Origin of the sequence: Clostridium sp. AF34-10BH, from assembly GCF_003478095.1 — a bacterium.
GTDB classification, from domain to species: Bacteria; Bacillota; Clostridia; order Lachnospirales; family Lachnospiraceae; genus Acetatifactor; species Acetatifactor acetigignens.
Window position 1 is genome coordinate 1 of record NZ_QUEC01000051.1, and the last position, 13,099, is coordinate 13,099.

The window sequence follows — 13,099 nt, forward strand, 5'->3', positions numbered from 1 at the left end:
ATACCCTGCCAAGGGCTACGGGGATTTGATAGCATTTCTTTACTAACTTTCCAGTTAATTTCCCGGCATTCTCGCTTCGGTAGATTGCCAATTCCCCTTGATTCTTCTATACTGAAATCAAATATCAGTTCGTATGCAACAATCAGGAGGGGCACATGGATAAAACAAAAATAGGGACTTTTATCAGAGAACAGCGGATGGCTCTGGGACTGACGCAGCAACAGCTGGCCGAACAGTTACATATTACGAATAAGGCAATCTCCCGCTGGGAGACCGGCAATGCCTACCCGGACATTGCTCTGCTGGATGATCTGGCGGCTGCGCTGTCGGTATCGGTTGAAGAGCTTTGTCGCGGTGAGCGGATTGCCCTGCCCTCTGCTGACACCAATACACTCCTGAGCGATGTCATCGCCGAGGTAAGCCAACAGAAAAAAGACAGAGCCGCGAAATGGCTTCGCATCCTCTGTCTTAGTATTTTTTCCGTGATCCTTCTTGCGTTTCTCTTCTTTACTGGTGCGTTCTTATTTATACAAAATGAAGCAAATTTAGACGAAGCACTCTTCACCCTGGCTTTGGGTGCCTTTGCCATCGGGCTTATGCTTTTCCGGTACGGGATTCCGATCCTTCTGCTTGCCATCGCTCTACCGCCGTTACTTTGCAGACGCCCCCGGCAGCCGGCGGAGACCATCGTCTGTATCCTGCTGTCGGTTCTGTCCGTCCTCTGGCTGATCTTTGGCGGACACTTTCTCTGGTTCCAGTTATTCTAGCATTTCCATCGTTTTGCATAATCTTTCCGTCCGCTGACGATGGCAGAATAAGCATCAAAAGAATTTTATTCCTAATTACTTTCCAAACAGTGTACTCAAAATTCCTCTCTTGATGACCTGGGCACCGGTGTTGATCAGCTGGCGTTCGATCTGGGCCTGTCGGCGTTCCGCTGCCTTTTCCTTCTTTTTCTGTGCTGCTTCCCACTCTTTCTGTTTCTGCTTTACGGCGGATTCCTGTAGCTTGGCCTGCTGCTTTGCCAGAGCTTCCTTATCCTTCTCCAGCTGTGCCCGCTCTGCTGCCAGCTGCGCCGCTTTCGCCTCATGCTCCATGGTATCTGTCAACACTTCGTAGGCAGAAATATTGTCCACCGCCTCATCGTAGCGTCCCATGCCGTCTCTCGCCATTAGATTTCTGCGCTCCGTCTCATCCACAGGTCCCATAAAGCTCTGGGGGCAGATGATGGAGGTACGCTGGGCGATGCCGGGCACGCCGTTCTCATCCAGGAAGGATGTCAGCGCTTCTCCTACACCTAACTCCATGATGACTTCCTCTGCCTTAAACGCCGGATTAGCCCGCAGAGACTGTGCTGCCGCCCGGACAGCCTTCTGCTCCGCAGGGGTATACGCCCGGAGGGCATGCTGTACCCGGTTGCTTAACTGTGCCAGTACGGAATCGGGGATATCACTGGGACTCTGGGTCACAAAATAGATGCCCACACCCTTGGAGCGGATCAGCTTCACCACCTGCTCGATCTTCTGCACCAGTATCTTCGGTGCATCAGCAAACAACAGGTGTGCCTCATCGAAGAAAAATACCAGCTTCGGCTTTTCCAGATCTCCCGCCTCGGGAAGCTTCTGGAATAATTCTGACATCATCCATAACAGGAAGCTGGCATACAGTGTGGGATTCTGCACCAGCTTTACACAATTCAGCACGTTGACGATACCCTTGCCGTACACATCCGTATGCATCCAGTCATAAATATCCAGATCCGGTTCTCCGAAAAAGAGATCTCCGCCCTGATTCTCCAGAGGCAGTAACGCCCGCAGAATACCGCCCACGGACTGCTTGGAGATACTTCCGTAGGTGGTCAGATAGTCATCCTTGTGTTCTGCCACATAATTCAGCAGAATACGCAGATCCTTTAAGTCGATCAATAAAAGTCCCTTGTCATCCGCGATCCGGAAGACAATATTCAATACACCTTCCTGCGCAGCGGTGAGCCCCAGAATACGAGATAAAAGCTCCGGTCCCATATCGGAGATTGTGGCTCTCACAGGATGTCCGCCCTCCTGATAGATATCCCAAAAGCAGACCGGATAAGCCTTATAGGAAAAGCTGTCGCGGATACCGAATTTATCGATTCTCTTGTCCATAGACTCCGAAGCCACACCCGCCGTGGCAATGCCGGAGACATCTCCCTTGACATCACACAAAAAAACCGGAACTCCCGCGTCCGAAAATGATTCTGCCATAGCTTTCATCGTAATCGTCTTGCCGGTGCCGCTGGCTCCCGCGATCAATCCATGGCGGTTACTCATATTCAGCTGCATATTCACACGCTGGCCATCTGCCAGGCCCATATAGATCTGTCCATCTGTATACATTGTTGTCCCTCATCCTCTCTTTTCTATCTCAGACTTCCTGCTGCCCCATCCCGCGGGGATATCAATAGATGATATCTTCTACGACTTTTTGAAACGTTTCTTCCCCGTCATATGCTCCACTTTCAGGCAGAATATCTCCGTCCTGGCTACGACTTCCGGTCGGAATACGAAATTCTCCGTTCTGTCAGGATAGTACTGCTTCATCAGAAGATTCAATGCTTTCTGTTTTTCCGCATCCGACAGGATCTCTATAGTTCCCTGACCGATCACGCTCTCATATTCCATGGTGCACTGACAGCCGTCTTCCTTCTCCGACAGCACCAGTCTGTGGGAGCAATCCATCTCGAAGCTTGCCCTGGCATCCTTACGGATCAAGTCATATTTTTTTCCTTCTTTTGCCCCGTGAAAATAGAGTGTCACTCTGCCGTCCGTCTCTTCCATTCCGAAATTCAACGGCAGAAGATACGGATAGCCATGCTCATCATTCAGTGCAAGTCTGCACACATCACACCTCTTCATGACATCTGTCATTTCCGAAAATTCTGTAATCTCACGATCGTTACGACGCATTGTATTCCTCCTGTGCTGCATTTTGTTTTTCTGTCAATATCTGTTCGCCCGACAGGCTTTGCGGCATATAAATGCCGGGTAAGCCATCATTGGAATTTCATATACTCTTTCACAGATATATTTACTATAGCGCATAAACAAGATATAATGCAACTATATCCTTCCGTAAGGAATTTTGAAAGGAGTTTTATTTTGCAAAACAAAGGATCCCATTGTTCTATTTTCCCACCGGATCTCAGTGCTCTGACGCTGCATATCCTCGCTATGGCGTTCATGTTCTGTGATCACCTGTGGGCTACCCTCGCCGGAGATGCCTGGTGGCTGACCGGCATCGGCAGACTGGCATTTCCCATGTTCGCCTTTTTCCTGGTGGAAGGCTTCTTCCATACCCATGATAAGAAAAAATATTGCATGCGCCTGCTTCTTCTGGCCATTCTGTCTGAGCTTCCCATCAATCTGATGTACAGCGGGCTGTTATTCTATCCATTTCATCAGAACGTGATCTGGACACTGCTCACAGGCTTCCTGTGTATCTGGGCAATGGATACCCTACGGAAAAAATGTCCGGTCTGGCTGTGGATTCCGGCGATTCTGCTGCTATCTGCAATAGGCTACGTGCTGGCAACCCTCCTCATGTTCGACTATTACGGGGAAGGCGTTCTGACCGTTATCGTATTCTATCTCTTCCATGGGAAAAAATGGTGGCAGCTTGCCGGACAATTTGCCGGGCTCTACTGGATCAATGTCATGCTGTTGGCAGGAATGCAGCTTCCATTACAGCTTTTCGGTCATGCCTTCGAAATTTCAGAACAGGGGCTGGCGCTGTTGTGTCTGCCGCTTCTGTGGTGCTACCATGGACGCCAGGGCGCGCATAACCGCAAGATCCAGCTTGCCTGCTATGCCTTTTATCCGGCACACATGCTGGTACTGGGGATTCTGTCAAAGCTGATTTTTAGTTAAAACGATAGTGCTGACAGAAAGTCTATTCCCTGAAATAGAAAGACTCCCGATGGAATCATTCCACCGGGAGTTCTATATTTTTACTCTAAATTTCTAAATTAGTACTGCTTCACCTGTTCTTCGCCGTTCATGACACGCAGAGCCCCCTGAGCCAGAGCTAACAGCTCGTCCTCACCGGGATATACGGTCACCGGAGCGATCCAGCCGCATCTCTCTTTCAGCTTAGCCACTACATCCTCACCATAAGCAATACCGCCGGTGATAACGATCTGGTCTACCTTGCCGTTCAGCACACAAGCCATAGCACCGATATCCTTGGCTACCTGTAACAGGAATGCCTGCTTCACCTCAGCTGCCTTGGCATCGCCTTCATTGGCACGCTTAGTAACTTCACGCATATCGTTGGTACCCAGGTAAGAATTCAGGCCGCCCTTGCCGATCAGCTTTGCACTGATCTCTTTCTCAGTATATTTTCCGGAGAAGCACATTTTTACCAGTGCTGCACAGGGTACACCGCCTGCACGCTCCGGAGAGAATGCACCGTCACCGTCAAATGCACTGAATACGTCTACAACCTTGCCGTCCTCATGTGCGCCTACGGATACACCGCCGCCCATGTGCACGACTACCAGACGTAAGGACTCATAAGGCTTGCCGGCCTCTTTTGCATATCTCTTGGCAACTGCCTTCTGGTTCAGGGCATGGAAGATACTTCCTCTGGGGATCTCTTCCAGACCGGAATATCTTGCGATTGGCATCAGCTCATCTACTACAACGGGGTCTACGATGTAAGAGGGAACGCCGATCTCATCACCGATCTCTCTTGCCAGAATACCGCCTAAGTTAGAAGCATGCTGACCCTGTACACCTACTTTTAAATCCTCCAGCAGATCATCGGTTACCGCATAGGTACCACTGGGGATGGGCTTTAACAGACCGCCACGTCCTACGATCACGTTGAAGCTCTTCAGATCGCAGTTCTTCTCTGCCAGCAGATCGGTAATGATCTTCTTACGGAAATCCTTCTGTTCGAAAATAGTATCGTATTTGGAGATCTCCTCGGTAGAATGTCTCAGGGTTTCTTCAAATAATAAGTTCTCATCCTCAAATACACCGATCTTGGTGGAGGTGGAACCGGGGTTGATGATCAGACTCTTGATTGCCATTATGTGTTTCCTCCTATATTCACTCTTATATTCGCTCTTATGCTTTACCGCTTTGTCCACTACAGCATCTATACCTGCCGACAGCAGTTCTCCCGCAGCTTCCACAGCGACTTCGATCACGATATCCATAGCTTATTTCTGATTCTTTTTCATCTCTTCTGCTACAACTGCAGCCAGTGCCAGGGAGTATACCTTGGTCTCGAAGGTATCGGAACGGCTGGTCAGGACTACGGGTACCTTGGTACCGGTCAGGATGCATCCGTTCTTTACTTTTACCATATGTACGATTGCTTTGTATACCAGGTTGCCGGCATGGATATCCGGGAACAGCAATACATCTGCATCACCCTGGATCTTACGTTCGGTTGCGCCCTTATGCTTGGCTGCCTCGGGATCGATTGCCAGATCAAGAGACAGCGGGCCGTCTACGATACAGCCGGGGATCTGTCCTTCTTCACACATCTTAGTCAGTTCTGCCGCATCTACGGTAACGGGCATCTTGGGATTTACAACCTCAACTGCTGCTAAAGGTGCTACCTTAGGCTCTGCAACGCCGCAGGCATTACATACCGGAATGGTGTTCTTGATGATCTGAACCTTCTCCTCCAGTGTAGGATAGGTCATGAATGCAACATCGGTCAGGAACAGAAGTCTGTCAATGCCGGGAATCTCAAATACACATACATGAGACAGGGTTCCACCGGTACGAAGGCCTACTTCTTTGTTCAGTACGCTCTTTAAGAAGTTCTTGGAGTCGATCAGGCCCTTCATATACATATCTGCACGGCCGTCATGTGCCAGCTTTACAGCTTTCAGGGAAGCTTCGATCATATCCGGCTCATTGATGATCTCATAATCGGAGAGGTCCATATTCAGTCCGGCTGCAATCTCACGGATCTTTGCCTCATCACCTACCAGGATTGCATCTGCAATGCCCAGTCTCTTGGCCTCATGTACAGCTTCCAGTACTGCACTGTCCTGTGCTACGGAGACTGCGACGGTCTTCTTCCCACACTCTTTTACTTTTGCTACGATGTCATCAAAATTCATTTTCTTCCATTCCTTTCCGCCCCTCGTGGGCTCCAAGTATGAATACATTCCACACATTATTCGCAAAATCGCACGATAAATCGTGCTTTCGCTGCTGCGCAGCTATTTTTGCTCATATGTGTGGCGGTGACTCTATTCGAGTCACCTAAAATCAAGCAAAACTGCTTTTTACATGCAAGCATGACAAAGCAGTCCCGCTTGATTTCATTGTCTTCCGAATAGTCACTCTAATCGTTAAAATAATAACACACTGGAATACAAAAATCAAGCTACTATGACAAATATAGCCACCTCTAAATGAGGTGGCTGATATCTGCCAGGGTCGGTACGCAGGCGTACAGACATTTTTTTAATTTTTCATCTGGCTGTGTCTGATCCGGCACCATCACGACCTTACAGCCGGCGCGGTAAGCACTCATGACTCCGTTGGGAGAATCCTCCACGGCCATGCACTCTTCCGGTGCCAGTCCCAGCTGCCTGCAGGCATAGAGATAAATATCCGGGGACGGCTTACCTTCTGCTACCATAGTGGCCGAAATCAGTTTCTCAAAATACGGCCGAAGTCCTGCCATCGCCAGATATTTTTCCGTCCGCTCCAGATCCGTCGCTGTGGCAACCGCTGCGGTGATATGCCTTTTTTTCAGATCTTCCAGAAGCTCCACGGCACCGGGCTTGCATTTGATGCCATCCCGGTCCAGTGTTTCTTCCATCATCTCTTTTCGTTTGTCACGCACCACATAATAGTCAAAATCTTCACCGTACCAGTCCTTGAGCTGTCTGGGAGCAAAGGGGCGTCCCAGGCTGCGCATCGTAAGTGCCTGCTCATCTGTCATGGTATACCCACAGGCTGCCAGTGCCTTCGGCCAGAAAATACGGTAATATTTTTCGGTATCGATCAGCGTACCGTCCATGTCAAATAAAACTGCCTGAATCATTGTTATTCCTCTGCGTCAGCCGTCTGTCCGGCATCTTCTGCTGCATCCGTTTTGCCACTCTGGTCCTCGTCAGCTTTTCCGGCTTTCCGGTCACGTTTTACCGCCTTGCGCGTCTTCCGGCGTTTTGCCGCTTTTTTCCCTAACAATACGATCAACAGGATCACGACTGCACCACCGACGATGCAAAGTACGATCAGCAGTGTATGACTGCCCTCGGCCTCTACCGTGCGGAAGCTGCCGGGCACTTCCATGGTAAACTGTCTATAGCTGCCGATCACAGTTGATTCCACTTCCGTGTACTCTCCATCCTGTGCTACCTCTATGACAGTGTTATCCGCATCCTCACAGTAGACACGCAAGGTTGCTTCTCCGGTATAGTCCGGTGCATCCTCTTCCATGGAATTGGTCATGGATACTGTATAAGTATTTCCCTCTACCTGCAGATGCAATGCTGCATTGGGATAGAAGTTGCCTTCTGCCATAACCAGTGCCTTATTGTTATCGTTTTTCTCTGCGGAAGCAATGGATGCGGTCCATTCCTCATACTCTGCTTCCAGCACTTTATTACCGGTAATATCACTGAAATCATAATCCGGCCATACACCGTAATAGCCATCCTTCTCCGGTACTTCCGGAATCTGGTCTGCCGACAGATAATCCCCGTAACCGCATTTATAGGAAGCCACTTCTACACCATCCGCCTGGAAGGTAATGGTAAACTGTGAGAAAGCGTCCGGAACGTCTTTGCTGCAGAATTCCTGGTAGGACAACGGGGTAGCGCCGCCCTGATAACCAATGCCGTCTACGCCACCGGCTCCGCCTTCCACATAATAGTTGCCATACAGAGTTCCATCATCACTGACTTTTCCGGCAATGCTGCCCTGGCCTTCGCCGGACATATCCAGATCATTGTACGCATAGCTGTAGAAAATATCACAGCCTTCTCCGGCAATACCTCCGATATTATTTTTACCGGTGATCCTGCCCATGCTGTAACAGCTGCGGATCGCATAGCTGGCAGATCCGGCAATTCCTCCCACATAGCTGCCTCCGGTACTCTCTACGGGTGCATAAGACTCACAGGAAATGACTGCGCCATATTCTGCTTTACCGACCACACCGCCGACATAGTCTTTTTTACCGGTCACGTCTCCAAGGTTGCGGCTGTCTCTGATGACTGCCTTGACCGTCTGCTCCACATCGAAACTCTCCGTTCCGGTTAAAGTGATATCGTCCTCAGGGTCAAAATCGTATTCCGTTGCCACCTGTCCAACGATACCGCCCACATTCGTATCGGCTTCCACCGTACCGCGGTTCACACATAAGGTGACCTTTCCCTTCTGGAAGCTGGAAGTATCATAGCGCGCTTCTTCGGTTCCTTCCGGTTCTGCGGTGTCATCCTCCGCATCGGGATCTCCGGGGTTCACCTCTTCCTTGCTGGCTGACTCATCCGAAGTATCTTCTACAGAAATTCCTTCATACCGGAAGAGATCATCCCGGATTTCGCTGACCAGATTCCTCAGAACTCTGGCCTGATCCATCAGCTCATCCATGTGGGCACTGGTGCTGTCTGTCCCGGCTTCCAGTACATCCCCCAACTGACCCAACTGGTCAAAAGCCTTGTCGAGCCTGTCATTCAGTGTATCCAGATTATCTTTGATACCGCCACTGCGATCCGTGGAAGCATTCGTCATGTTATCCAGATGCTTGGTGGCATTCTCTCCGAATTTTTTCAGTGCCGATTTATAGCTCTCCGTATCGTCCGGTACGGTGATGGTAATGTTTCCGCCACTGACGTCATGATCGCCATCGCCACCCCAGTTACCATTCCAAATATCATTTCCACTGATGGTAACGTCATGACTGTTGCCGTTATTCTTGTCATTATCCGCCTGCTTGTTCAGATCGTCATTCAGGACTTTCAGATCGTTGCTGACGCCGTTCAGCTCTTGATTGTAAATATGCCACAGATCATGAGCGGTCCCGGTCAGAGAACTTCCCGCATTGTTGGCATCTTTCAGGTTCGAACTGATACTCTTGGCAATACTGGATGCCTGTTTGCTATAGCTGCTCACATCTTTCTGGGTGGCATCCAACATATCCAGGAATTTGTCTGTCTCCGTATCCAGTTCCTTCAGCTTGTCACTGAGATACTGGATTTCCAGGAACGGCTCCATCTGACCCACGATACCGCCCACATCTTTTCTGCCCTGCACATATCCGGTGTTGGTGCAGTTCTGCAGATAGCCCTGATGCAGTCTGCCTACGATACCTCCGGTATTGTAGCCTACGTGCTGGTAGCCGATGGCACCGGAATTGGAGCAATAATAAATCTTACCATCCGAAATACCTGCGATACCGCCGGTGTCCGTATGAGCTGCCACATTGGAGGTACTGTTGATCTGCTCCAGATTGTCCATGGTGATATCTTCCAGATCATAAGTCACTTCCGTGCTGTACGTATTGATATTGCCATTGTTGCTGCAGTTATTCAGAATACCGTGGTTGTTGCCCACAATACCGCCTGCGGAATGATTGCCGATCACATTTCCGGAGGATTCACACCGACGGATCTCTCCGCTCTCGGCATTGACTCCGGCAATACCGCCGACATCCGTATCACCGACCACATTTCCGGTAAATTTACAATTTTCAATGCTGCCATAGTTCACACCGACGATACCGCCGACCTGATCCTGACTTCCAGAGGGAGATACTTCCCCCGTGACCGTAAGGTTGCGGACTTTTGCTCCCTCCTGCACATAGCGGAACAATCCCACTGCCGAACCGTCTCCGGTCAGTTTCACATTGGAAATAGTAAAACCGCTGCCGTCAAAGATTCCTGCAAACGTAGGAATACTGAGTTCACCTGTCATGCTCAGAACAATGTCGTTCTGCAGCACTACTTTTTTATCTCTGGACCAACTGTCCAGTACACAGTTCTCCACCAGTTTCCGCAGATCCTCCTCCGTGCTGATCTCTATGACTGCATAATCCTGCTCCTTTATCGTGCTGCTATAACCGCTGCCGCCTCTGTACTGCTCATAGGTCAAAGTTTCTGCTGCATAGGCGGTGGCCGGTGTCTGCAGGATCAATGCTGCTCCCAGCAGGAAACATAATAATCTCTTACTGTTCATCTTCTGTTCCCTCGCTTTCTGCTGTTTTTTCTTTATCCGAAGCTTTCTTATCCGCAGCTTCTGTATCTGCTCCGGTTGCTTTCTGTCCGGCTGTCTCATCCTCCGGCAGCTCCTGGGCTTCCAGTCTGGGATAGTTTTCTTCCGGGGCATCGTCCCGCTCCTCCATCGTCACGGTATCCTTGGGACGCACCACCGCACCCATCTCACCATCAATGACACCGATGAAATCACCCTCCAACACACCATTGACATAACCCTTGATGTGACCGTTCATACGGATTCTTCCGGCGGAGGGCAAGGGCTTTGCCAGATCCCGTTTCAGTGTAAATGCTGTCTTCTGAATAATGATATCTCCGATCAGCAGTGTCTGCGGCAATGCCAGCAGTACCAACAAAATAGATGTCAGAGTACCACGACCAAGAGCCAGTCCGATGGCCGCTACCGCTGCATTGGAAGATACATAGCTGATAATAAATCCCGCAGATACCAGCATGGATCCGCTGGTAACAATGGTAGGGAACGCCTGGTTCAGTGCTTCGATGGCGGCTTCCTTGATCGGCATATAGGTCTTCAGATCCATGTAACGGCTGGTGATAACGATAGCGTAGTCGATCGTTGCACCCATCTGGATCGCAGATACTACCAGATATCCCAGGAAATATACATTTTCATTCAACAGATACGGCAATGAGAAGTTCATCCAGATACTACCCTGAATCGTTACAACCAACAGTACCGGCAGACCGGCGGACTGGAAGGTGAACAGCAGGATGATCATAACGAACAATGCTGTCAGCACCGTGATGATCGTATTATCCGTTGCGAAGGAATCGCCCAGATCCTTATCACTGGTGGCGTTACCGACTAGCAGAATGTCATCTATATTATAGAACTTTGCCACGGTATTACGGATCTGATCCAGTGCTGCTGTGGTCTCTTCTCCCTCATAAGGAACATTCAATTCCAGAACAAATCGGGAATTGTCTTCGCCCAGCAGCTGATCTTTCGCAATACAGATCTGGGAATAAGCATCCGTCAGAGTTTCTTCCAGATCATCGTCCAGTGTGATGTTGCCGCTTTCTTTCTGATCATAAATGAACAGGAACATATCAATAAACGGAACTTCGTATTCACTGACGCCACTGACCAGCGCACCATAATCGCTCTGATCCAGTGCATATGCCGAATACAACATATCCGCCACTTCAATATCCAGATCGATCAGTTCCGCAAACTGCCTGGGGGTCAGCTTATCCGTCAGCATATAGCCGTCCATGGCCTCGATATTGCCAAGTCCCTGACAGGATTTCACCACATCCAGCTTTTCCAGAGCTTTCAGTGTCTGTGCCTCTTTTTCATAATCACCGTTCGGCACAATGACCGCCAGCTGGTTCACCATGCCGAATTCCTTATTTACCATGCTGACGGAGAATTTATTATCACTCATAGTACTGGATTCCAGAGTGTTGGTATCGTACACGTAGTTTGCCTTATTGGACAGGAAAAATGCTATAATAACACCTACGATCAGAATAGGCGGTATAATGTAGCGGGTAGCCACACAAAACTTACCGACTGCTGTGATCTTCGGAACGAAGCTCTTGTGATGGGTGTTGTCGATGGCCTTGGAAAAGGTCAACAACAGTCCGGGCATCAGGAAGAATACGGCCACCATACTGAAAATAATGGATTTTGCCAGAATGATACCCATATCATAACCAATTCTAAACTGCATGAACATCATGGCTACCATACCGGAGATGGTGGTCAGGGAACTGGAGGAAATCTCCGGGATTGCCTTACTCAAAGCAACAATCACAGCCTCTCTGGCATCCTTGTCCTCATGTTCTTCCATAAAACGGTGGGCCAGAATGATGGCATAGTCTACCGCCAGACCTAACTGCAGTACCACCGCGATGGAGTTCGTAACAAAACTGATGGTTCCGAACCAGTAGTTCGTACCTTTGTTCAAAATAGCTGCCACAATAAATGTAGTCAGATAAACCGGGATTTCCGCATAAGTCGTAGAGGTAAATAACAATACGGCTACGATAACCACTGCTGCCAACAACAGAATGACGATCATATCATTATTCAAGTCATCCGCGTCACGCTCTTCCTGACCGATATCGGAAGAATAGTAAACATCATAATCGGACAATGCATCCAATACTTCATCCAGATGCTGCTGTGTAGCTTCCGTGTCTGCTTCCTCATCAAAAGTGACAGACAATAAAGCCTCCATGTCATGATAATGATCCTCGGTGTCATCGAAATCCAACATGCTGACACCGTCCATCTCCTCCACCTGATCTGCCAGTTTCTGTGCCTCGTCAAACGTCACGTTACAGATCAGGATCCGGGCGGAGCCATACGTGGTAAATTCCGAATCCATCAGATCCAGTCCCCTTCTGGTCTCTGTTGTGTCCGGCAAATAAGTGGTCAGATCGTTATTAACCTTGACTCTGTTCATGGATAATACGCAAAATATGCATAAAACAATAAAGATCAGATAAAATCCTTTTCGTTTGTCTACAATGAGCGTGGCAAGTTTCATCATAAAGGAATTATCTTTTTTGTCTTTTTCTGCGTTGTCTGCCATAGTTCCCTCCTGCTTTTTCTCTCTTTGTACCCTTGTTTATGTATTTGATTTTATACACCTCTAGTTTAAAATGTTTTTGAACATCTGTAAAGACTTACTACAAAGATGAGAAATTGTATTAATGTCATTTAATGAACTTGTGTTGATTTTCTGCCACATGCAAAATATAATAATGGGGAAGAAAAAGCAAGCTACAGATTTTTTGTGATTGTTTATTTTTAGACATTTTCGCGATGTTCGTCTATTATTTTGTAAGCGCCAAATAATCCCGCGGCTAGCCAACAACCGCCTCTAACTTCATAAT

The 13,099-nt window shown here is 48.8% G+C and carries 9 protein-coding genes; 2 read left to right on the plus strand and 7 right to left on the minus strand.

Annotated elements, in window-relative coordinates:
- Window positions 1-155: 155 nt before the first annotated feature.
- Complete coding sequence (locus tag DWZ61_RS18825; protein WP_117465531.1) at window positions 156-767, plus strand: helix-turn-helix transcriptional regulator; 612 nt, start codon at window positions 156-158, stop codon at window positions 765-767.
- 75 nt (window positions 768-842) lie between these two features.
- Here DWZ61_RS18825 and DWZ61_RS18830 read toward each other — a convergent pair whose 3' ends face one another.
- Together DWZ61_RS18830 and DWZ61_RS18835 are read right to left on the minus strand one after the other, a co-directional pair.
- Entirely contained in the window at window positions 843-2,375 is a 1,533-nt protein-coding gene (locus tag DWZ61_RS18830; protein WP_118540052.1) for a helicase HerA-like domain-containing protein, read from the minus strand.
- A 78-nt stretch (window positions 2,376-2,453) separates the two neighbouring features.
- Window positions 2,454-2,945 carry a pyridoxamine 5'-phosphate oxidase family protein gene (locus DWZ61_RS18835; protein WP_118540053.1) on the minus strand — a complete coding sequence of 164 codons (492 nt, stop codon included), beginning with the start codon at window positions 2,943-2,945 and terminating at the stop codon, window positions 2,454-2,456.
- Between the two features lie 192 nt (window positions 2,946-3,137).
- On the opposite strand from DWZ61_RS18835, the gene DWZ61_RS18840 reads away from it, so the two are divergent.
- Window positions 3,138-3,905 (plus strand): TraX family protein, encoded by a 768-nt coding sequence (locus DWZ61_RS18840; protein WP_243026462.1) that lies wholly within the window; start codon window positions 3,138-3,140, stop codon window positions 3,903-3,905.
- A gap of 98 nt (window positions 3,906-4,003) precedes the next feature.
- On the opposite strand, the gene buk is transcribed toward DWZ61_RS18840, so the two are convergent.
- The 5 genes from buk to DWZ61_RS18865 all read right to left on the minus strand — a co-directional run bounded on the left by buk (window position 4,004) and on the right by DWZ61_RS18865 (window position 12,795).
- Window positions 4,004-5,071, minus strand: a complete 1,068-nt coding sequence (gene buk, locus DWZ61_RS18845) for a butyrate kinase (protein ID WP_118505623.1) — start codon at window positions 5,069-5,071, stop codon at window positions 4,004-4,006.
- Window positions 5,072-5,203: 132 nt separating this feature from the next.
- On the minus strand, window positions 5,204-6,121 hold the full coding sequence (gene ptb, locus DWZ61_RS18850) for a phosphate butyryltransferase (RefSeq protein WP_118540055.1): 918 nt from the start codon (window positions 6,119-6,121) through the stop codon (window positions 5,204-5,206).
- Between the two features lie 293 nt (window positions 6,122-6,414).
- Complete coding sequence (locus DWZ61_RS18855) at window positions 6,415-7,056, minus strand: HAD family phosphatase (protein WP_118540056.1); 642 nt, start codon at window positions 7,054-7,056, stop codon at window positions 6,415-6,417.
- A gap of 2 nt (window positions 7,057-7,058) precedes the next feature.
- A complete protein-coding gene (locus tag DWZ61_RS18860; RefSeq protein ID WP_182427201.1) occupies window positions 7,059-10,292 on the minus strand; it encodes a GLUG motif-containing protein in 3,234 nt (1,077 codons plus the stop codon).
- Window positions 10,183-12,795: an MMPL family transporter gene (locus DWZ61_RS18865; RefSeq protein WP_022312204.1), complete on the minus strand. Its 2,613-nt coding sequence runs from the start codon at window positions 12,793-12,795 to the stop codon at window positions 10,183-10,185. The genes DWZ61_RS18860 and DWZ61_RS18865 overlap by 110 nt, the downstream gene beginning before the upstream one ends.
- Window positions 12,796-13,099: the final 304 nt, after the last annotated feature.